22 protein-coding genes, 1 tRNA gene and 1 other RNA gene are annotated in these 21,852 nt (G+C 37.0%); 12 read left to right on the top strand and 12 right to left on the bottom strand.

Features of this window, described 5'->3' with window-relative positions; translation table 11 throughout:
* Positions 1–4: 4 nt before the first annotated feature.
* The 4 genes from gspG to GJV85_RS00695 form a co-directional block, all read right to left on the bottom strand.
* Positions 5–418 carry a type II secretion system major pseudopilin GspG gene (gene gspG, locus GJV85_RS00710; protein ID WP_207561976.1) on the bottom strand — a complete coding sequence of 138 codons (414 nt, stop codon included), beginning with the start codon at positions 416–418 and terminating at the stop codon, positions 5–7.
* Positions 419–492: 74 nt separating this feature from the next.
* Positions 493–567: transfer RNA gene (locus GJV85_RS00705), tRNA-Val, on the bottom strand.
* Between the two features lie 54 nt (positions 568–621).
* Positions 622–719: signal recognition particle sRNA small type (ffs, locus tag GJV85_RS00700), an RNA gene on the bottom strand.
* Between the two features lie 46 nt (positions 720–765).
* The gene (locus GJV85_RS00695) at positions 766–1,104 is read right to left on the bottom strand and encodes an Hpt domain-containing protein (protein ID WP_207561975.1); all 339 of its coding nucleotides are present in this window, start codon (positions 1,102–1,104) and stop codon (positions 766–768) included.
* A gap of 61 nt (positions 1,105–1,165) precedes the next feature.
* Between GJV85_RS00695 and GJV85_RS00690 the strand changes: the two genes are divergently transcribed.
* The 7 genes from GJV85_RS00690 to GJV85_RS00660 are packed head-to-tail and all read left to right on the top strand — an operon-like array spanning position 1,166 to position 8,464.
* Entirely contained in the window at positions 1,166–1,711 is a 546-nt protein-coding gene (locus tag GJV85_RS00690) for a nucleoside phosphorylase-I family protein (protein WP_207561974.1), read from the top strand.
* A 3-nt stretch (positions 1,712–1,714) separates the two neighbouring features.
* Entirely contained in the window at positions 1,715–3,373 is a 1,659-nt protein-coding gene (locus GJV85_RS00685; protein WP_242689805.1) for a glycoside hydrolase family 3 N-terminal domain-containing protein, read from the top strand.
* A complete protein-coding gene (locus GJV85_RS00680; protein ID WP_207561973.1) occupies positions 3,366–4,838 on the top strand; it encodes a sodium:solute symporter in 1,473 nt (490 codons plus the stop codon). Before GJV85_RS00685 ends, GJV85_RS00680 begins: the two co-directional genes overlap by 8 nt.
* The gene (locus GJV85_RS00675; RefSeq protein ID WP_207561972.1) at positions 4,831–5,913 is read left to right on the top strand and encodes an anhydro-N-acetylmuramic acid kinase; all 1,083 of its coding nucleotides are present in this window, start codon (positions 4,831–4,833) and stop codon (positions 5,911–5,913) included. Before GJV85_RS00680 ends, GJV85_RS00675 begins: the two co-directional genes overlap by 8 nt.
* Positions 5,906–6,844 (top strand): aminoglycoside phosphotransferase family protein, encoded by a 939-nt coding sequence (locus GJV85_RS00670; RefSeq protein ID WP_207561971.1) that lies wholly within the window; start codon positions 5,906–5,908, stop codon positions 6,842–6,844. The genes GJV85_RS00675 and GJV85_RS00670 overlap by 8 nt, the downstream gene beginning before the upstream one ends.
* A gap of 8 nt (positions 6,845–6,852) precedes the next feature.
* Complete coding sequence (gene murU / locus GJV85_RS00665; RefSeq protein WP_242689804.1) at positions 6,853–7,497, top strand: N-acetylmuramate alpha-1-phosphate uridylyltransferase MurU; 645 nt, start codon at positions 6,853–6,855, stop codon at positions 7,495–7,497.
* On the top strand, positions 7,490–8,464 hold the full coding sequence (locus GJV85_RS00660; RefSeq protein ID WP_207561969.1) for a lytic murein transglycosylase: 975 nt from the start codon (positions 7,490–7,492) through the stop codon (positions 8,462–8,464). Before murU ends, GJV85_RS00660 begins: the two co-directional genes overlap by 8 nt.
* Here the strand turns inward: GJV85_RS00660 and GJV85_RS00655 are convergent.
* Positions 8,444–8,926 (bottom strand): GAF domain-containing protein, encoded by a 483-nt coding sequence (locus GJV85_RS00655; protein ID WP_207561968.1) that lies wholly within the window; start codon positions 8,924–8,926, stop codon positions 8,444–8,446. The two genes, GJV85_RS00660 and GJV85_RS00655, sit on opposite strands and share 21 nt — an antisense overlap.
* Positions 8,923–9,447, bottom strand: a complete 525-nt coding sequence (locus GJV85_RS00650) for a GAF domain-containing protein (RefSeq protein ID WP_207561967.1) — start codon at positions 9,445–9,447, stop codon at positions 8,923–8,925. The genes GJV85_RS00655 and GJV85_RS00650 overlap by 4 nt, the downstream gene beginning before the upstream one ends.
* A gap of 88 nt (positions 9,448–9,535) precedes the next feature.
* On the opposite strand from GJV85_RS00650, the gene arsC reads away from it, so the two are divergent.
* Positions 9,536–9,889, top strand: a complete 354-nt coding sequence (arsC, locus tag GJV85_RS00645) for an arsenate reductase (glutaredoxin) (RefSeq protein WP_207561966.1) — start codon at positions 9,536–9,538, stop codon at positions 9,887–9,889.
* On the opposite strand, the gene GJV85_RS00640 is transcribed toward arsC, so the two are convergent.
* On the bottom strand, positions 9,878–10,315 hold the full coding sequence (locus GJV85_RS00640) for a deoxycytidylate deaminase (RefSeq protein ID WP_207561965.1): 438 nt from the start codon (positions 10,313–10,315) through the stop codon (positions 9,878–9,880). The genes arsC and GJV85_RS00640 overlap by 12 nt on opposite strands.
* A gap of 4 nt (positions 10,316–10,319) precedes the next feature.
* On the bottom strand, positions 10,320–11,156 hold the full coding sequence (locus GJV85_RS00635) for a peptidylprolyl isomerase (protein WP_207561964.1): 837 nt from the start codon (positions 11,154–11,156) through the stop codon (positions 10,320–10,322).
* Between the two features lie 118 nt (positions 11,157–11,274).
* On the opposite strand from GJV85_RS00635, the gene GJV85_RS00630 reads away from it, so the two are divergent.
* The 3 genes from GJV85_RS00630 to gltX all read left to right on the top strand — a co-directional run bounded on the left by GJV85_RS00630 (position 11,275) and on the right by gltX (position 15,343).
* The gene (locus GJV85_RS00630) at positions 11,275–12,399 is read left to right on the top strand and encodes an FIST signal transduction protein (protein ID WP_207561963.1); all 1,125 of its coding nucleotides are present in this window, start codon (positions 11,275–11,277) and stop codon (positions 12,397–12,399) included.
* Positions 12,400–12,409: 10 nt separating this feature from the next.
* Positions 12,410–13,888 carry a putative bifunctional diguanylate cyclase/phosphodiesterase gene (locus tag GJV85_RS00625; protein ID WP_207561962.1) on the top strand — a complete coding sequence of 493 codons (1,479 nt, stop codon included), beginning with the start codon at positions 12,410–12,412 and terminating at the stop codon, positions 13,886–13,888.
* A gap of 66 nt (positions 13,889–13,954) precedes the next feature.
* Entirely contained in the window at positions 13,955–15,343 is a 1,389-nt protein-coding gene (gene gltX, locus GJV85_RS00620) for a glutamate--tRNA ligase (RefSeq protein ID WP_207561961.1), read from the top strand.
* A gap of 40 nt (positions 15,344–15,383) precedes the next feature.
* Here gltX and GJV85_RS00615 read toward each other — a convergent pair whose 3' ends face one another.
* Both GJV85_RS00615 and GJV85_RS00610 read right to left on the bottom strand, forming a co-directional pair.
* Positions 15,384–16,811, bottom strand: coding sequence for a sensor domain-containing diguanylate cyclase (locus GJV85_RS00615; protein ID WP_207561960.1), 1,428 nt, complete (start codon positions 16,809–16,811; stop codon positions 15,384–15,386).
* 50 nt (positions 16,812–16,861) lie between these two features.
* On the bottom strand, positions 16,862–17,722 hold the full coding sequence (locus GJV85_RS00610; RefSeq protein WP_207561959.1) for a hypothetical protein: 861 nt from the start codon (positions 17,720–17,722) through the stop codon (positions 16,862–16,864).
* Positions 17,723–17,817: 95 nt separating this feature from the next.
* On the opposite strand from GJV85_RS00610, the gene GJV85_RS00605 reads away from it, so the two are divergent.
* Positions 17,818–18,936, top strand: coding sequence for a metallophosphoesterase (locus GJV85_RS00605; protein WP_207561958.1), 1,119 nt, complete (start codon positions 17,818–17,820; stop codon positions 18,934–18,936).
* A 3-nt stretch (positions 18,937–18,939) separates the two neighbouring features.
* Here GJV85_RS00605 and GJV85_RS00600 read toward each other — a convergent pair whose 3' ends face one another.
* Together GJV85_RS00600 and ppsA are read right to left on the bottom strand one after the other, a co-directional pair.
* Positions 18,940–19,428: a phosphate-starvation-inducible PsiE family protein gene (locus GJV85_RS00600; protein ID WP_207561957.1), complete on the bottom strand. Its 489-nt coding sequence runs from the start codon at positions 19,426–19,428 to the stop codon at positions 18,940–18,942.
* Positions 19,429–19,461: 33 nt separating this feature from the next.
* Positions 19,462–21,840, bottom strand: a complete 2,379-nt coding sequence (gene ppsA / locus GJV85_RS00595) for a phosphoenolpyruvate synthase (protein ID WP_207561956.1) — start codon at positions 21,838–21,840, stop codon at positions 19,462–19,464.
* Between the last annotated feature and the right edge of the window lie 12 nt (positions 21,841–21,852).

Below are 21,852 nucleotides of genomic sequence, written 5' to 3'. Positions count from 1 at the left end.
GTGCCTATTTACACTCACTCATTTTTATATCTTTTGACTCGTCTTTTCCACCCTCTTTTTTATCAGCGGCTAAAGAGATCAACTCAATAGATCCATCGTTATTAAGGTAAATGAACTCTTGACCCCATGAATCTTTTGGCATTTTTCCATCTTTGAAGTACTTATCCGTCTCAGTAAGCGCTTTTAGTCCCTCTTCCGTAGATGGGTATATACTATTATCAATCTTGTACATATCTAAAGCGCCATCGTAAATGCTCTTCATCTGAACGCAAACCAAGTCGCGTTTAGCCCCTTCACCTTTACCTGTTAAGCTCGGCATTACCATAGCTGCTAAGAGCCCTAATATCACGATAACTATCATAAGTTCTATAAGTGAAAAAGCTTTTCTAAAACTTCTTTTTTGCACATTTTTTTGCATTAATCTTGCCTTTGAATTATTTAATTTTATTATTATAGTGAAAAAAGATTACATTTTGGAAATAAAAAATATGATGGTGCTCAATACTGGATTTGAACCAGTGACCACTTCCATGTCATGGAAACACTCTACCACTGAGTTAATCGAGCACATTTTTTAAATTAGTTAAAATTTATATGTTGAAGTTTTTCTAAAAGAAAGACTCTTCTCCAGATACCTGCGGCACATAATCACTTAAGGTGTGCTGCTGTATTCCTACCCTGACACATTGTCTCAAGCAACCATTGCACAGGTCTAAAGAAGAGAATTGAAAGTATATCGAAAAATCTATTTAATGTAAAATATTATTATAGTTTTATAGTAGAAATGGCATCTTTTATAGCATCATGGTATGCTTTATAAGGAAATGAAGCATCACTTTCTTCTGCAGCTATCTCAATCTCTTTTGCCATTTCATAGATTTCTTTGAAAAGTAAATTACCGGCACTCCCCTTCATTGAGTGAGACTCTAACTTTAGTGACTCGAAGTCTAAAGGCTCTACAGCACTCTCTAATCGTGCAAGAATTTTAGCTGACTCTTCAAGAAAGCTACCCATCAATACAGGAATGTGCTTAGCTTTGAGTCCAATAGTTTCTGCCATCTTTTCATAATCTAACTTATCATAATTTGGATTTGTTATAGGCATCTATTTAATTCCTTTATTATTTTTCATTATAATAACGAAATATTCTTTAAAGGGAAAATAATTGTTATATTTTGTAATAGCGCTAAAATCTGAGGCTCAAGCATATGTAGATAGATATAAGCTAAAAAAGTCTAAACTCAACTCTTTTTCCCTTTTTGAAAATGAACAAATCCGACTTATAGTAAGTGGCATAGGAGTAACAAACTCCCGACTTGCAACTCAGTCTTTGATAAATCAGTATGATATTACTGATGATGACATATATATAAATGTTGGCATCTGCGGAGCGACAGATAAATATGAAATAGGCACCCTTATACAAATAGGAAGAGTTACCTATGATAACTCCTCTTATATATTTAATAATAAGAAGAGATCTATAGTCTGCTTGGATGAAGAAGCAAGTGATACGAAGTATGATATAGTCGACATGGAGTCCTTTGGCTTTTATGATAGCGTTATACACTCTCCTGCCATTAAAAATTTTCATATTATAAAAATAGTTAGTGACCATTTTGAACCAGAAAGTATCACAAAAGAAGATACAAAAGCACTTATTTTTAATCAAATTGATGTTATAAACGGAATACTTTTTACTGAGGAATAATTTTTGAGAATATTTTTACTTTTTTTACTTTTACTAACAGCTCTAAACGCTAACGAGATAGATGAAACTACTCTTAAAAAGATGATAGGCCGGATGCTTGTAGTTGGCTTTAACGACTCAGAGATAGATGAAAACTCCCAAATAGTAAAAGATATACAGAAGTACGATTTAGGTGGGGTTATCCTTTTTGATAGCTTTTTTAATGATAGAAATAGAACTAAAAACATTCAAAGTCATGAACAGCTCCATCGTCTCACTAAAAAGCTTAATATGCTAAGCAATAAACCACTTCTCATCAGTGTTGATCAAGAGGGTGGAAAAGTGGCACGACTCAAGCCTAAGTATGGTTTTAAAGAGACTCCATCGGCTATGAGTGTTTCACGGATGAGTGAAGAGGATGCAAGACATACATATAGAGTTCAATCAAATATGCTCAAACAAAATGGGATAAATACTAACTTTGCACCAGTGGTAGACTTAGCGATAAATCCTAAAAACAAAGTAATAGTTGGACTCCAACGCTCTTACTCAAAAGAGAGTTCAAAAGTTGTAAAGTTTGCAAAGATAATGCTGCAAGAGCAAAGAAGTCATAATGTCATCTCAGTTCTTAAGCACTTTCCCGGTCACGGTTCCTCTGTTGGAGATTCTCATCAAGGCTTTGTAAATATCTCCAGAACTTGGAGCCCAAAAGAGCTAGAACCTTATCAAAAGCTTATAGATGAAAATGAAGTAGATATGATAATGACAGCGCATGTTTTTAACGAGTTTTTAGACAAAAAGTATCCTGCCACTCTCTCATACAGAGTAAACACAGATATACTCAGGGACAAAATGGGATACCGTGGCGTAGTCATCAGTGATGATATGCAAATGAAGGCTATCTCAAAACATTACTCTACAAAAGAGGCTATAACTTTAGCTATAAACGCAGGCGTTGATATACTCCTTTTTGGAAACCAACTAGCAGGGGTTAGTGTTAAAGAGATTATTGAAACTGTATATCAGCAAGTAAAAAGTGGTGTTATCTCTTTAGAGAGAATCAAAGAAGCAAACAGAAGGATAGAAAACCTTCACACGAAATACTCCATCATACAAAAACCAATACTCTTTAGCGATAAACGCGAGACTCTTACAAAAGAGTACGTTAAAGAGCACTATGGGCTTATTATTAATGATATTACGATTAAGCCCATCACTATCGTTCTTCACTGGACTGCCGTGATGGACTTTGAGGCGTCATTTAAGAGACTAAACGCTGAACTACTCTACAGTGATAGAGCAGACATAGCAAAGGCATCTGCACTTAATGTCTCGGCACACTTTTTAGTAGACCGTGATGGGAGTATCTACCAACTTATGCCTGAGAACTGGATGGCTCGTCATGTCATCGGACTTAACTACTCGAGCATAGGAGTTGAAAATGTTGGAGGAGAAGGTAATGAGAAAGACGACCTCACACCAGCACAAGTAAACGCAAATATCAAGCTTGTGAAATACCTCACTCAAAAATATCCAAGCATACGAAAACTCATAGGGCATCATGAGTACAGAAATCTAGAAGATACGCCTCTTTGGCTTGAAAAAGATGCTGGATACAGAACCGAGAAAGTTGATCCTGGAGAGAGGTTTATGAGTGAAGTTCGAGCCGGTATAAATGAATAGCAGTTTTACCTCTTTAGATTGGGCTATATTTTTAGCCTACTTTTTAGTTTTAGCTCTGAGTTCTTATCTCTTCTCACGAGTTAAAATCAGCTCTTCAAGAGACTATTTCGTAAGTTCAAACTCTATGCCAATGTTTGCCGTGGCACTCTCCATAGTTGCCACATCTCAATCAGCGGCAACTTTTTTAGGAGCCCCTGAGTTTTCCTACTCAAACAACTTTACTTTCATCGGTTTTTACTTCTCAGCCCTTCTCGCCGTAATCTTCATCGCAAAGTATTTCGTTCCAAAGTTTTATGAGATCAATGCCATAACGGTTTATGAACTCTTAGATAAACGCTACGGAGAAAGCGCTAAAAAACAAGCTGGCATTATGTTTTTGGTTGGTCGGATTATGGCCAGTGGTGCTAGACTCTACATAGGCGGGCTTGCCATTTCCATGATACTTTTTTTAGATATTAGTTTTCTTCATATGTTTATCTCTATCCTCATTTTAGTTTTTGGAGCGCTTTTATATACCTACTTTGGAGGAGTTCGCTCCGTCATACTTAGCGACGTCATCCAAGCTATAACTTATGTGAGCGCGGGAGTCGTAGTTGTCTACTTTTTATATAGTTCCCTTGATGGCATTGATATTTTACAAGCACTTAAAGATAGTGACAAACTCACTCTCATAGATACTTCGCTCGATGGAAAGTTCTCACTTATCGGTCTTCTTACAGGATGGCTACTTCTAAACATAGCGGCGTTTGGACTCGACCAAGACATGACGCAAAGAGTTCTCTCTTGCAAGAACAAAGATGAAGCTTCTAAGTCACTCATCCTCTCCATTCTCATAACTATCCCCATAGTGCTACTTTTTTTAACTATTGGTGCGCTTCTTTTTCTCTACTATCAAAATGCAGACGTGAGTCAAAACTTTGAGGGTGAGAAAATCACTATCTTTATGTACTACATTTTAAACGAGATGCCAGAAGGTGTTCGTGGTTTTGTAACTGTGGGAGCTATTGCAGCGGCACTCTCAAGTACCAACTCAGTGCTGGGGGCTATGGCATCCGTGGCTATAGAAGATTTGTATAAACCATGGAAACTCCAACGCGACAACAAAATAGATGAAGAGCATTTTGTAAAAGCCTCAAGAAACGCCGTTCTTTTCTTCGCGTTTATACTTTCACTTATGGCGATAGTGAGCTACTTCTGGCAGAGGTACTCAGAACTCTCTCTCATAGGTTTCGCGCTTGGCGTTATGGCGTTTGCGTATACTGGACTTCTTGGAGTTTTCTTCTCAGCCATCTTTACCAAACGCGGAAATAAAAAAACAGTTCCATTTGCGCTTGTTGGAGGCTTTTTAACTGTTTTAGCTCTACAGCCTTATGCTTTTGGCATCACTATGGGCTTTTCTTGGCAGATAGTCATTGGGACTTTAGTTTCGTTTTTTATAATGCAGTTAGGGGGAAACAATGAGTAACTTATATATTGGCGTTATGTCGGGGACTAGTCTTGACGGAGTTGATATCGCTCTGTGTGATATAGACAAAAGCAGTTGTAAACTCCTCGCGTTTGAAGAGTACCCATTTCCAAAAACTCTTAAAGAAGAGGTGCTCTCCATCATCAACGGTGTTGTAACACTCAAAGAGCTTGGCACTCTTGACGCTAAACTTGGAGAACTCTACTCTGAGACGCTCTCACAGTTTTTGCGCTCTCAAAAGTTAAACACCAAAGATATAAACGCCATTGGGCTACATGGTCAAACACTATGGCATGAACCTCACTCTAAACACCCTTTTTCCATGCAACTTGGAGATGCCAACAGAGTTGTGGCAAAAACAGGTATAAAAACCGTTGCCGACTTTAGAAGGATGGACATAGCAAATGGCGGAGAAGGCGCTCCTTTTGCTCCCGCGTTTCATAAGTTTTTGTTTGAAAAACTCGAGGGTAATATAGCAGTTCTAAATATTGGCGGCATGGCTAACATAACGCTACTTGGGAGTACTCTTAGAGGTTGGGATACTGGTTGTGGAAATGTTCTGCTCGATATGTGGATGAGTAAAACGCAAGAGAAGAGTTATGATAAAAATGGTGAGTTCGCACAGGGTGGAAAAGTTATTTCTGAACTTTTAGAAGATATGTTAAATGATGAGTACTTTAAAAAAGAGCCTCCAAAAAGTACGGGTCGTGAGTATTTTAATGAGAGCTGGTTTGCAAAGTTTCTGCCTATTTTTAATGCTTACAAAGATAGAGACATCATGAGAACGCTTCTTGAGCTCACCGCTAAAACAGTGGCAAACGATCTCAATAAAACAGACGCCACAAAGCTTATCCTCTGTGGTGGTGGCACGAGAAATGGCTTTTTAGTCAAAAGGCTAAGTGAGCTTTGCTCTTGTGAAATAAATCGTAGTGAAGAGTTTGGCGTTAGCAGCGACGCTCTTGAAGCGATGGCGTTTGCTTGGCTTGCATATAAACGCATAAATAATGAAGTAGTTGAGCTTAGCTCAGTTACAGGGTCAAAAAAAGATTCACAACTTGGAGCAATATATGGATAAAATAAAAGAGTGGCTAAATACAACCCCTTATAAAAATTATAAACTTAGCATAGCTTCGGCAGACGCTAGTTTTAGAAAATACTACAGACTAACGCAAGAGAGTGAAACTTATCTGCTTATGGACTCTTCACTTGAAAAAGAGTCTTTAGCGCCTTTTTTAGACGTCACTTCAAGACTTGAAGCGGCTCGAGTAAAAGTGCCAACTATCTATGAGAAAAATCTTGAAGATGGCTACTTAATCATAGAAGACTTTGGAGACACTCATCTTTTAAATATTTTAGATTCTAAAAACTTTAGAGAGCTTTACACTAGTGCCATAGATGAAATAATAAATATGCAAAAAGCGGATGCTAGCTCCCTCCCTCTTTATGATAAAAAATTCTTACATTTTGAAATGGACTTAATGAGTGAGTGGTATCTAAAACAAAAACTCTCAATCAAGCTTACTCAAGAGCAAAAAGAGATGATGCAAAAGGCTCTTGATAGCATATCTGAGATCGTTCTCTCTCAACCTCAAGGTGTTTTTGTACATCGTGATTATCACTCTCGCAACATTATGCTAACGACTAACAAACAGATAGGCGTTATAGATTATCAAGACGCTATGAGTGGAGCTATCACCTATGATTTAGTATCGCTCTTAAAAGACTGCTATATAGAGTTTAAACGCGAAGAGATAGAAGAGTTAGTCCTTGCGTTTAGAGATAAACTAGGGCTAAAAACAGGTAATGGTGAATTTTTAAAGTGGTTTGATTTTATGGGACTACAACGACACATAAAAGTACTCGGAATTTTCTCGCGTTTACACCTTCGTGATGGCAAGGATGGCTACTTAAAAGACATTCCGCTAACTCTAAAGTATGTAGTTGAAACTGCGAGCAGATACGAAGAGACAAAAAATCTCTCAGAGTTTTTAAAAGAGCATGCCTAATGAGGGCTATGATACTAGCAGCCGGTCGAGGGGAGAGGATGCGACCACTAACCGACTCTCTTCCAAAACCCCTACTTGAAGTAAGAGGCAAACCACTTATAGTCTGGCATTTAGAAAATCTTAAACGCAATGGCTTTAAAGACATAGTCATAAACATAGCCCATCTAGGGTTTAAAATACCCCAAGCACTTGGTGATGGCTCAAGATGGGGAGTTAACATTACTTATTCGGATGAGCAAGAGAGTGGAGCACTAGAGAGCGGGGGTGGCATTAAAAACGCGCTTCATCTTTTAGCAAATGAGCCTTTTTTGGTTGTAAATGGAGATGTGTTTTGTGAGTACGAGTTTGATGCTTCGTTTGATTTAAAAGATAAATTAGCCCATCTCATTTTAGTTTCTAATCCTGAACACAACAAAAAAGGAGATTTTGGACTTAAAGATGCTTTAGTTATTAACAAGTCGAAAAAAATGTACACATTCTCAGGAATAGCGTACTATTCACCTCTTTTTTTTAAAGATGTGAAGATAGAAAAAAGCCCATTGGCACCACTTCTTAGAGACTCTATAGACAAAGAGCAAATAAGTGGTGAAGTGTTTGAGAAAATGTGGCATGACATAGGTACGCCAAAAAGATTAAAGGATATAAATGATTAAGTTACTTCTACTCATAAGTTTAAGCGTGCTTGCTTTTGCAAAGTATGATAACTGTAAATTCAGAACCCCACATTATGAAGATATATGTAAAGCAGTAGTAAAAGATGGTGTTTCCATAAAATATGCAAACCAGTTTTTAACTTCTTACTTTAAAACAAAAAAGTTTGATGAGATAAGCTGGAAATATCTACAGCCAAATAAACTAAAAACTCATCAAGAAAATGAGAAAAAAGCGAACAATGTTTTAGTAAAATCAGTACCTAAAATGGTAGAGAACATCAAGAAGTATAAAGATGTTTATGACTATGCTGAGCTAGAGTATGGGGTAAATAAAGAGATAATTGCAGCTATTTTACTCAAAGAGACAAAACTAGGAGAGATTAAACCCACACATGATGCGTTTATAGTTTTCAACACTATGCTCACACGTGCTAAACCAAACTCAACTAGGGAGAAGTGGCTTATCAATCTTGGCAAAACAAATATGATCTCTATCATCAAACACTGCTATGCTAAAGATGTAACTCCTGAGCAGTGTAACCTTCCTAGTTCATATGCAGGAGCAGTTGGAATCCCGCAGTTTATGCCCAACAGTTTTATCTATGCCGAGTCTTACATAGATAAGGTTGTAGATCTAACAAAGATGGAAGACGCAATAGTCTCCGTGGCAACTTTTTTAAATAAAAAAGCAGGATATAACAAGCCACTTGATTGGAATGAACTCCCTTATCTTCCAGGTGTTGAGAGTCAGTGGTATGAGTATGAATTTAAAAACAAAGATGCTTCATTTGTGTATGAAACGAGTAAAAGCGGAAAAATCTACCAATGCTTCACTAAAGGAAAACCAGAGCTTGCATACATGAAAGAGTACGTAAAAAAGATTATGCGTTATAACAACTCATCTAATTATGCGGTTGGTGTGATGAGACTCGCTTATGATGCACACTTACTCCTGCATCAAAAGTAGTTCTAAACTCCCACTCACATAGTTTGCAAAAAACGTAAATGTTTCTTTGTCAAACTCTGTAAAATCCCCATCAGCTTTATTTAAAAGCTGGATGATTCCCATTACTTCTTGCCTAGAGTTAAAAATAGGCACAGTAATCATATTTTTTGTAATATAGCCACTCTTTTTATCTATGTTTTGTAAAAATCGCTCTTCTTCATAAGGCTTATTTACTATTTGTGCCTCTTGTGTTGTGTAAGTATCCCCGACAATACCAGCATTAAGAGCTACCACTATTCTGCCTATTCCATCACTTAAAATACTCCATAGAACATCATCCTCTTCATCTACTATAAATATTGAGCATCTATCAGCATTTGCCAATCTTTTTGCTTCCGTTGCTATGATAGCGAGTGTCTCATCTATATTTGTAGATGTCATCAACTCTTTGCCAAATTCACCTATTTGATTTAACTTATTCATTTTTCATTCGCTTTTAGTAATCTTCTATCTTCTTGAAGATATATGTTTGTAAGTTCTAAGAATCCACTAACATAGTGAGAAAAAAAGACCATAAACTTCACATCATCACTATCAAAGTCTGTTGGTTTATTTAAAAGTTGAAGGATTCCTATAATCTCTCTTTTTGAGCTAAATATAGGAGCGGTAATAACATTCTCAGTTTTGTATCCCGTCTCTTTGTCAACTTCAGGAAGAAAACTTGGATGTGCATAAGCATCATTAGCAACCACTGGTTTTTCTGTTTTAAGTGTATACCCTACTATGCCCTTATCAGATGAAATTATAATCTTTTCAACGCCATCAGCTAGAGTTGTCCAGAAGTACTTCTCTACTGCATCATACATAAAGATAGAACAGCGATCTGCATTGATAACATTTTTAGCATAAGTAGCAATAAGAGGCAAGCCTTCAGCGAGTGTTCTTTTTTCTAACAGCTCCCTTCCAAAGTTTGCTAGAGTATGATAGGTACCAGCATGTTTCATAATTACACTCCATCTAAAGGGCATAAACCACCCTTAAGTTATTAGACATCATTATAGTGTAAAATGTTAACAAAAAAAAGGAAGAAAATTGAGCAAAGTAACCATTTGGCATAACCCAAGATGTACAAAATCTCGTGAAGGTGTAGCCATAGCGCAAGAGAGTAGCAATGACGTAGAGGTAGTAAAATATCTAGATTCACTGCCAACAAAAGATGAGTTAAAAGAGGCTTTAAAGATGTTAGGCATGAGTGCAAGAGAGCTAATGCGCACAACTGAAGCAGTATACAAAGAGTTAGATTTAAAAAATGTTCAAGATGAAGAAGCACTTATAGATGCAATGCTAGAGAATCCAAAGCTGATACAAAGACCAGTTATTTTTAAAGATGGCAAAGCTATCATAGGTAGACCAAGCTCAGCTATTACAGAGTTTTTAAACGCTTAACATCTCAATACTCACACCGTTATCTTTAATAAACTTAGAGATAACCTCTGAGTGAGTATGCTCGTATGGTTTTGCATAGACTATGCGTTTTATCCCACTCGCTATGACATTTTTAGAACACTCACTACATGGCTCTAGTGTTACATAGATAGTAGCACCCTCTATACTTATACCCTCACGCGCCGCCCATATGATGGCATTCATCTCAGCATGAATCTCATAAGTCTTACTCCACTCATGATGTTCACGAGTATATTTGCCTTTCCAGTGATCGCTACAGTTTGTAAAACCAGCCGGGGTACCATTATAGCCTGTACTTAAAATCCGTCCATCTTTAACTATAACTGCACCTACTTGCTTGGAGACACACTTTGAAGCGGTTGACAACTCGAGTGCTATATTTATGAAGTTTACATCGCTAAGCATAAGTCTACTCTACCTCTCGTATAATGTTTATCTCAGTGTTATGGCGAAGTCTTGCAAAATGATCGCCTAACACTTGCTCTCGTTTTTCAGCCATGATGGCGTTTATGATTTCATTTTTAGAGCCCTCTATACTTCCCTCGCCAGCTGATTTTATCTCTTTTAAATAAAAACTCATAAAACTGCCCTGTCCATTTGGCACTACTTGTGTAAAGCTATTAAGGGGTGTATTTTGAAGTAGTTTAGCAAGTTCAGGAGAGACTCTGTCATACGCTAATACTTGCTCATTCATACTAATATCGGGAGCATAAATCATTGGATTTGATACTTTTTCTTGAAGTCTGGCACCATCTTTAGATTCATAGATGATAACGCTAAACTCAGAGGGGTGACTATACTTCTCTTTGTTCATTTCAAAGTACTCTTTTATCTCTCTTTGACTTGGCTCTTCCACTGATGAGTATGCAATAGCCGAGTATAGCTTTTGACTTAAAAGCTTTTGTTTTATCTTCTCTTTTAGCTCAGTCGAATTGAGTCCATTTGAGTCTCTTATGGCATCATATAGAGTGCTTATACTCATGTTATTTCTCGCAGCCATCTGCTTTATGTCATCATATACTTCTGTGCTTGAAACAGATATTCTTCGCTCATCAATCTCTATCTTTTCTAGCTTTTGACGAATAAGTAGGTCGCTAGCTTGTTTTGCATCGACTTTTGAAGTTTTCATCTCATTTTTAATATCTAAAAGAGTTATAGCCTCATCTTTTACAACTATAGCGATACCATCATATACCTCTGCGTTTAATAGGCCTACAAAAAAAAGAGTTAAAAGTATTTTATACATATATATCCATTTGTTAAATTAATAGTGTATTTTACCAAGCTTTAACAAACAGGCTAATAAAGTCAAAAACTATTATGTTATAATCATTGTAATAAAATTTCATTAAAAAAGGTTTAGTATGACAACTTCTCAACTTTTATATAGTAATGAAAACGGATGGCAAAACGCGTCAAAAAATGAAGTCAAAAATCCTCAACTTATTTTACTCTTTGGTAATGGTGATTATTTTAAAACTAGTAGCTACGGTGACCTCAAAAAACTCTACCCTCAAAGTAATATTCTGGGTTGTTCTACTGCTGGGTCTATTATAGGACAAAGGGTTGATGACATAACAGTTGCGACTCTTGTCTCATTTGATCAAGGCCGTATCAAAATCGTATCTGCAGACTTTGATACAGCAGAAGAGTCAATGCCTACGGCTAAAAAACTAGCTCAAGAACTTAATAGCGAAGATTTAAAACATGTTTTTGTCCTTAGTGATGGTCTCAATGTCAATGGAAGCGAGATAGCAGATGGTTTTAATGAAGTCCTACCAGAAGGAGTTTTACTTACTGGTGGACTAGCGGGCGATGGAGTGGACTTTGCACAAACTTATGTCGTAGCTAATGATGTACCCAAAAGTAAAAGAGTTGCAGCCCTTGGTTTTTATGGTGACTCATTAGAGATTAAGAGTGGTTGTTTTGCAGGCTGGGATGAGTTTGGAGCAGAGAGAATTATCACAAAGTCAAAGGGCAATATCCTTTATGAAATTGACGGAAAACCTGCACTTGAACTCTATAAATCTTACCTAGGAGATGAGACAAAAGATCTTCCTGCAAGTGGGCTAAAGTTTCCAATTGCTATTAGAAAAGATTTAACACAGGAGCCTCTTATTCGTACTCTTCTCGCTGTTGATGAAGAGACACAAAGTCTCACATTTGCCGGCGATATTCCTGAGGGTTTTCACTGCCGTCTTATGAAATCAAACATGGACAGACTCATAGACAATGCAGGCTTAGCTGCTGAGCAAGCTTATTCTAGAACAAAGGAAAACAGCTTGTGTATCGCTGTTAGTTGTGTTGGTAGACGTATAATCTTGTCGCAGCTTGTAGAAGAGGAGATTGACGCCATTGAAGAAGTCATTGGAAAAGAGAGTACTATCGCTGGATTTTACTCTTATGGGGAGCTAGCTCCTCTTGTTGGTTTTAGTGAGTGTGCTCTTCACAACCAAACTATGACACTTACAATCATAAACGAAAACTAGGTCGTAAAAGATGCACCGATTACTCAAACGCCAAATAAAAAAAGGGCTAGGAGAAGAGTATCTCGAAGATGAAAAACTTCAAAACTTTTTTACACTTATCGGTGATTATTATGTAGAAAAAGATAAAGAGCGTATTCTATTAGAGAATGCACTTGTAGTAAATTCTGCAGAACTTACAGAGACAAACACACAACTTCAAAATATGGCCTTTTTTGATAGTCTTACAGGATTAACAAATAGAAAACTATTTGAAAAAGAGCTGGAACTTACACTCAAACAGATTCAGAGAAACAAACGCAACATAGCGGTTCTCTTTTTTGATGTAGATCATTTTAAAACGATCAATGACACGCTAGGTCATGACATAGGCGATGAACTACTTATAACCGTTAGTAGGACCATAGAGAGTCGTATTCGCTCTTGCGATACACTTGCTAGATGGGGAGGCGATGAGTTTGTTCTTCTTTTAGATGATTTAGCACACATTGATGACTGTTCTATTATTGCAGAGAATATACAAAAAGCTTTTAGTGAACCTTTTGACATCGAAGGGCACATCATAAAAATATCGTTTAGTATAGGTATAAACGTCTATGAAGATGGTCAAACAGCTCTACAAATGTTAAAAAACGCTGACATTGCAATGTATCTCTCTAAAGAAAAAGGGAGAGATGCATACTCATTTTTTACCTCAGACATTAGCAAGCAGATCCTTGCTGATCAAAAACTCAACGAGTCTCTTATAAAAGCTATAGACAACAAAGAGTTTATAGTTTTATATCAACCCCAAGTAGATATAGCAACAGGTAAGATTACAGGAGCTGAAGCTCTTGTCAGATGGATTCATCCTGAACATGGTTTTACTATGCCTTTTGAGTTTATTCCATTAGCTGAAGAAAAGGGCTATATCGTTGAGATTGGAGTTCAGGTCTTAGAGCAGGCATGTATAGATATGAAAATGCTGCTTGATTCAGGATACGTGCTTAATAATATCGCTGTTAATCTCTCCTTAAAACAGATTCGTCATCAAGGTTTTGTCCAATCTGTGCAAAATATACTAAATTCTACCTCTTTAAATCCATCTTATCTAGAGTTTGAAGTAACTGAGACCATGATTATGAAAGAGTATGAACATGCTTGTAGTGTTTTAGATACACTACGTAATCTTGGAATAACCCTCTCCATAGATGATTTTGGAACGGGGTACTCCTCTCTTTCTTATCTTAAAAGACTCCCTATCCAGAAGATAAAAATTGATAAATCATTTATCGATGAGATAGATCGAGATGAAAATGATGTAGAGATTACCAAGGCCATCATCGCCATGAGTCACTCACTTGGACTAAAGGTTCTTGCAGAAGGGGTAGAAGAAGAGAGCCAACTACAGATATTACGCCAACTTAAATGTGAGAGCTATCAAGGATACTACTGTTCTAAACCAGTAGCTATACAAGAGTTTAAAACTCTTGTACAAAAACAAAACACTTAACTCACTTTTACCCCACTTTAACAAACAATACTCTAAAATTTGATTACTTAAATAAAAGGCTCTCTCATGGTTGTAACTCGTTTTGCTCCAAGTCCTACTGGATATCTTCACATTGGCGGTCTTCGTACTGCACTTTTCTCTTATCTGTGGGCGAAAAAGAACGGTGGTAAGTTTGTACTTCGCATAGAAGATACAGATAAGGCTAGAAACTCTGAGGAAGCTACTCAGGCTATTCTTAAAGCCTTTGATTGGTTAGGTCTTGAGCATGATGGTGAGATAACGTACCAGAGCCAACGCGATGAGATATATGCAAAATACATCAAGCAACTTTTAGATGAGGGCAAGGCTTATAAATGTTACATGAGTAAAGAGGAGCTTACAGAGCTTCGCGAAACTCAGATGGCAAATAAAGAACGTACTATGTATGATGGAAGATACCGTGACTTTCATGGTACTCCACCAGAGGGCGTTGAGCCTGTTATCCGTATAAAAGCACCTAAAACGGGAGAGATTATTGTAAAAGATGGCGTTAAAGGAGATGTAAGTTTTCAAGCCGAAGATATCTTAGATGATTTTGTAATCGCCCGCGCAGATGGCGCACCAACATATAACTTTGTCGTGGCTATAGATGACCACCTCATGGGAATAAACGAAGTTATCCGTGGAGACGACCACCTCTCAAACACTCCAAAACAGATAGTTGTATATGAGGCTTTAGGTTTTGATATACCTGCGTTTTATCATGTTCCAATGATACATAACTCTGCAGGGAAAAAACTCTCTAAACGCGACGGTGCAACAGACGTGATGGCTTATAAAGAGATGGGTTATACACCAGCCGCTCTTTTAAACTTTCTTGTGCGTTTAGGATGGAGTCATGGGGATCAAGAGATTTTCTCTATGGATGAGATGATTCACCTTTTTAACCCTGAAGATATAAACAAATCAGCTTCTATCTACAACACTGAAAAACTCGACTGGCTTAATGCTCACTACATTAAAAACACTTCAAATGATACACTAGCACAACTACTTACTGAGTATGGACTGGTTCTTACTTCACATGATAAACGCGAAATATTACTCGACACTCTTAAAGAGAGAGCTAAAACCCTACAAGAGCTAGTACTTCTTGTAAATGAGGTACTTACAACGCCACACACTTATGATGAAAAAGCAGTAAAAAAAGCTTTTAAAGGCAATGCTATCGAGGTCTTAAATAAGTTTGGAGCTAAACTATCTAGTGCTGACGAACTTCATTTGCCAGTAGACTATCATAAAGTTATGGAGAGTGTTGTAGAGGAGATGGAGATAGGATTTGGTAAGATTGGCCAGCCTCTTCGCGTTGCGCTGCTTGGAAAACTAAGCGGTCCAGGACTTGATGAAGTAATGTCTGTCATAGGTAAAGAGGAGACGATGCTACGCATTGCAAACGCGATGACTGCACTCTCTTAGGCTCTTGAAACCCTTTTAAAGAGCTTCAAACCTCTATCATCTACACCGATAAAACTATTCTATTTTTTCCCTCTTCTTTTGCTTTATAAAGAGCCTTATCAACTCTTTTAATAAGCTCTAAAGAGCTCTCACCTTTAGCTATCTTTGTAACACCAAAGCTAGCAGTGAGTTCATGTGTAAGAAGCTCTTGGAGTTCCTTGTCGTTTTGTATTTTGACTCTTATGTTCTCTGCTATTAACTCTGCATCACTGATTTCTGAATCTATACAGAGTACTATAAACTCCTCTCCTCCCCATCTAGCCACTAAATCAGTCTGTCTTAGTGTCTCTTTGAGTATTTTTGAGACACGGACCAATACCTTGTCGCCAATCTGATGCCCTTTGGTATCATTGACCCTTTTAAAATCATCAATATCTAAGAAGATGATGGAGTTCTTTTGCTCTTTTCTTTGATTTCTTAAAATCAACTGCTCCAGAGCATCGTTAAAGGATCTTCTATTCATGAGTGATGTCAAAGTGTCATGTTGAGCAAGGTGTTCTAGTTTTTCATTATTGCGACTAACCATTCTAAGAACAACAAGAAGAATTAAGGTCGTAATAAGCAATGAGATAATTAAGTTTATATAAAAGGTTGATATCACATCAGATGTAAAATCAGATACCTTTGCCTCTACTATGAGATAAAGATCTAACTCTGGAATATACTTCGAGTGTGTTATATACTCTTGTGAATTATATTTATGCTTTAGAGTTCCACCAGTAGGATTTATCAAAGCATCATTTAGTTCACTATTGTGCCTAGTACTATGAAAGCTATTAAATGCCTCTTCTTTAAGGACTACTCTGCCTTTTTCATTAATAAAGTAGACATTTAGCTTGTATGTTTTACGTGCTTGCTTTAGCATCTCGTTTATATAAAACACTTTTATACCTACACCGACTGCCCCTATCATCTTCTGATTAGCATTAAAAATTTTGTGGTTTATAAACATTATTAGATTATTGTCAGCATATTTATTATAATCGATATTTATTTCATTCTCTAGATTATTATCTTTAAATTTATAATACCAGAGATTTCGCTCCCTCTTTCTACTCATCTCTTCAACAAGGCCCTTGGAGGTGTAGTACTTATTTGTCTTATCTGATGCTAAAAAAACAGTGAGTAGTCCATACTTTTTTCTGATTGATTTGAGATACTCAGTTATACTCTCTACATCATGCTCTTCATGTATCAGCCACTCTTTTAAAAATGTATCTTGTGCCATTACCGAAGAGACTAGATTTGGTTCTATCAAGTTTTTTTGGATTTCATTGTATATGTTTGTTGTGCTTAGTGGAATATCTGAATATTCTAACTGCTTTTTTGTACTCTGAAGTATGATATAGTAATTTAAAACCGATAAACCAATACTAAGTAGTAGGAGTAAAAAAATGATGCTTGATACGATACGATACTTTGTACTCATTTCTACCCCTTATTTGATATCAGATTATACACTAAAAATAATAATTTATCTTAAAATTTATGACTAACTATAAATCGTGTGTTTTTGGTATATACATTTTTATTCTTTAGAGGCAACTCTTCTGCTCGTTGAAATATATACTGAGCTCTTAAAACAAAGTCTGATATATTTTTACCAATACCTAAGACATATGTTCTATCTATCCGCATTGAGTGGTGTTGTACTTTCAAACCATCATTCATGATGGCAAAAATCCTCTCTCCAAAATAAGCCCCAAAACCAAAGTGATAACTCTGATAGTGAGAGTGAAATTTCAACCCTGATGTTAGATAGTTTTCTTTAGCATTTTTTGTAAATATATTTGCATTAGATTCATCTATATTTATGTACTTTGTTATAGAACTAAACTTCATATGAAATTTATCTATTTCTACTTTATAGGCCAGCTTTATATCACTTTGATAAACGTCAAAATCATAATAGTCACTATAGTATTGTGTAAAAGATGTAGAAAATGCATCACTAAAACTATACTCAAGCCCAACTCCATAGCCTTGTCCTTTATCTGTAATGGCAATATTGTCATTTAATATAGAGATGGAATGAAGATTTATAGCAAGTTTTTCATTAATCTTGTGGCCATATTTAAAAAAGAGTTTATCTGTTTTTAAGTCATCAGATAGAGGTGGCTGAATAGTATTAGTCTCTCCTCTTTCATAAGTTACCTGTAACTCAGAGACTCCATAATGCAAGTCTGCACCAACTCCATAAACATTACCATTCTCTTTTTGAAGCGAATTAGAGAAGTTAATATTTTCATAATAAACAGAGGCACTAGAGTGTAGGGTTTCAGTCTCCATAGCACTTAAACGTAGAGCATTTATTAGTATAATTAAAAGTATATTTTTCATACAGAATAATATCATATTATAATTAATATAAGATTTAACTCATTTAAAACAAATCCATTATCTCTGTAATGATAAAATTAGACAAAGGAAAATTATTGAAACCAATACTATTTACTCTAGCCCTACTTGGTGTCTTTTCACTACTAAACATGTACATATCAAAAAGACTTATTACACATCTTGACATCACTTTGAAGCATAAACACTACTTACGAATATTTTTAGTTTTAAACCTCATCGGGATTTTATTTTATGTGCTTGGTCGATACTACATAAACATACCAAACTGGCTCTATTTTTTGTTTAGTCTACCTGTTGGCGTTTTGTTTTTACTCTTTTGTACTACAGTTATTTATGACATCTCAAGAGTACTTCTGCATCATACTCCACTCTCTCCTAAACGCAGAAAGTTTTTCAAACGCTCTCTAGACGCTTCATCCCTACTCGCGGCTTCTAGCCTAAGCGCAAAAGCGATTTACAATGCGAGAACTATAGAGCTAGAAAAAGTAGAGATAAAAATAAAGAAGTTAAATAAAGAGTATAAAATCATCCAACTCAGTGACATACATATAGGTGGGCTTATAGATAAAAACTTTATAAACATCTTAGTAAAAAGAGTAAACGCCACAAACCCAGATCTCGTAGTTATCACTGGAGATTTAGTTGACATAGAGATATCTAAAGCACAAGCAGCGATGGATGAGCTTAAAAAGCTCGACTCAAAATATGGCACTTTTTTTATCGTGGGAAATCATGAGTATTTTCATAACATAGAAAAAATCATACAGAGCGTCAAATCCATAGGCATACGAGTTCTAGAAAATGAAAATGTATATATAGGTAAAGAGAATGAAGGCTTTAATCTCGCTGGCGTTTATGACGTATTTGGTTACCGCTCACTCACTTTCATACCTGATTTAGAATCAGCACTTAAGGGTAAAAAAGATGCTCCTACAGTTCTGCTTGCTCACCAACCAAAGTATATAGACGAAGTACAAGAGGGTGTTGACTTGATGCTTAGTGGACATACCCATGGAGGGCAACTCTATCCCTTTAGATTTTTAGTAAAAGTAGTACAGCCCTACATCAGTGGACTACACCAGCATAATGAAAACCTACAAATCTATGTCAACAAAGGAACGGGTTTTTGGGGACCGCCTATGCGTTTGGGAGCAAGTGCAGAGATAAGTGAGATAAGACTTCTACCGAGTTAAGAGCTAACTCTTATCATCTTTAGGTTTGCCTCTCTCTTCAATAAGTCTCTCTTTATGATGTTTTCCTACGAGATAGTAGGTAATACCCAATGCCAATACAACAGCGGCAGTTGAGTAGATATATGCTGGAGTAATAGTCGCAAAATCTATGATTATAACCTTTCTTGCTATTGCCATAAGAGCAGTAGCCACAACCAGTTTTATAGGTATGATGTCCGTTCTTAAATACAACACAATATTTTGATAAATCTCTATGGCAATAAGAACTGCTAAAAATGCGGCAAAAGTTTTAAATATGTCTGTAATACTTAAAAGCATAAATGGTGGCGCCATTAAATTATTATAAAGAACATAAAAAACGTCGCCAACACCCCAAAATATTACAAAAACCATTAAAATAGCTAAAATTTTAACAGCTATTCGAATGCTCTTATGTAAAAATGCTATTAGCGGATCTTCGTGTTCTGTTGGCAACTCTTCATGTTCATTCATTTAATTACTCCTTTTAATCTGCTCTAATTATATCTACTCTTGTTCTAATTCACTTACCAATTTATGCATCTTGTAGATGGAATCAGGATTTAGCGAGATGGAGTCTATGCCTTGCTCGACTAAAAACTTTGTAATCTCAGGATAATCCGATGGGGCTTGTCCGCATATGCCTATGTATTTACCAGCCTTTTTACATGCCACAATAGCCATCTGCAACATTCGCTTAACCGCTTCGTCTCTCTCATCAAATATATGCGCTATTTTTGCGCTTTCTCGGTCAACCCCAAGCGTTAGTTGCGTTAGGTCGTTTGAACCTATGGAGTAGCCATCAAAGATCTCTAAAAACTTATCTGCTAGGATGACGTTTGAGGGAATCTCACACATCGCGTATATCTCTAAATCATTTTCGCCTTGGAGTAAACCCTTTGCATTCATAATCTCGATGACGCTCTTTCCCTCAGCCGGCGTTCTTACAAAGGGGAGCATTATTTTTATGTTTGTTAGTCCCATCTCGTCTCTTACGTTTTTAAGCGCTTCACACTCCCACTCAAACGCTTCTCTATAGCTCTTGTCGCTATAGCGGCTCGCCCCTCTAAAGCCTATCATAGGGTTCTCTTCTTGCGCCTCGTATTCTAAGCCGCCTCGCATATTTCTATACTCGCTACTCTTAAAGTCGCTCGTTCTGATGATAACGGGGTTAGGATAAAACGCCGCGGCTATGCTTGCTATGCCTTCGCTAAGTTTTTGCACAAAAAATGCTTTAGGATTTTTAAATGGCAACATAAACGCCATGATATCTTCACTGTCTTTTACTTTTTTACCCTTACTCATATTTACAAGCGCCATAGGATGAGCGTTTATAGAGCCGTTGATGATAAATTCCATACGTGCGAGCCCTACGCCATCATTTGGAATTTTTGCGAACTTAAAGGCTTCTGCAGGATTTGCTATGTTCATAAAGAGTTTTGTTTTAGTGGGTTTGAGTGAAGAGATATCTGTTGTCTCCACTTCATAATCAACCGCACCCTCATAAACATATCCCTCATCTCCCTCCGCACAACTCACACTCACAACTTGTGCATCTTTTAAGACCTCAGTCGCGTTTGTACATCCAACAATGGCGGCGACTCCTATCTCTCTTGCTACAATGGCGGCATGACAAGTTCGACTTCCTCTGTTGGTGATAAGCCCAGAGGCTTTTTTCATGATGGGTTCCCAGTCAGGGTTGGTAGTATCTGCAACTAAGATATCACCCTTAGTAAACTTATGAAACTCATCTACACTTTTAATGATGCTCACACGACCAATGCCTATCTTCTCTCCCACGGCTCTACCAGAGAGAAGCAGTTTCGTATCCTCATTTTTTTTGATGCTAAACTTTGTAACATTTACCTCTTTACTTAGCTTACTTTGAACCGTTTCAGGACGGGCTTGGACTATGTAGAGCTTCTCGTCTTTGGCATCTTTTGCCCACTCTATGTCCATATGCAGTTTGTAATGCTCTTCTATTATTAGAGCGTGCTCTGCTAGTTGAGTAATCTCTTCATCACTGAGCGAATAGGAGTTTCTCTCCTCTTCAGTTGTTGGTATATTTAATGTTCTGCTTCCATCATTGGTATATATCATCCTCTCTTTTTTACTTCCAAGGGAGCATTTTATGATACTTTTCATGCCTTTTTTTAGCATAGGTTTAAAGACGAAGAACTCATCGGCGTTTACTCTTCCACTCACTACGTTCTCGCCAAGTCCCCAGCTAGAGTTTATGAGGATAAGCTCTTCTGAGCCACTCTCCGTATCTACGCTAAACATTATGCCACTCGAAGCGCTATCGCTTCGCACCATCTTTTGAACGCCAACGGAGAGTGCTACCTTTAGATGATCGTACCCTCGGCTTTGTCTATAGCTAATGGCTCTATCGGTAAAAAGAGAAGCAAAACATCTCTTAACGCAAGAGAGGAGTTCCTCTTCGCTACTTACGTTTAAGAAACTCTCCTGCTGACCTGCAAAACTTGCATCAGGTAAATCTTCGGCGGTTCCAGATGAGCGAACCGCCACGTCTACGTCCTTAACACCATACTCCTCTGAGAGTTTTTTATAAGCCTCTGAGATTTCATCAACTAAAATTTGAGGGAGTTTGCAAGAGAGGATTAGCTCTCTAAGCTCCCCTCCTCTTTTTTGTAAATTATCAGTGTCAACTATATCTAAAGAGGAGAGTATCTCTTTTATCTTCTCCTTGATGGAGTTTTCTTCTAAGAGTAACCAGTAAGCTTCACTTGTGGTAGCAAATCCATTGGGAACTTTCACGCCTTTTGGGGTAAGGTTTTGGTACATCTCTCCAAGCGAAGCATTTTTCCCACCAACTATAGGCACGTCTTTTATACTCAGTTCATTAAAAAAGCGAATGTATCTCATAGGAGTTCTCCT

Origin of the sequence: Sulfurimonas aquatica (assembly GCF_017357825.1) — a bacterium.
GTDB classification, from domain to species: Bacteria; Campylobacterota; Campylobacteria; order Campylobacterales; family Sulfurimonadaceae; genus Sulfurimonas; species Sulfurimonas aquatica.
The sequence above is the reverse complement of the archived record's forward strand: the minus strand, read 5'-3'. Positions and strand labels throughout refer to the sequence as shown.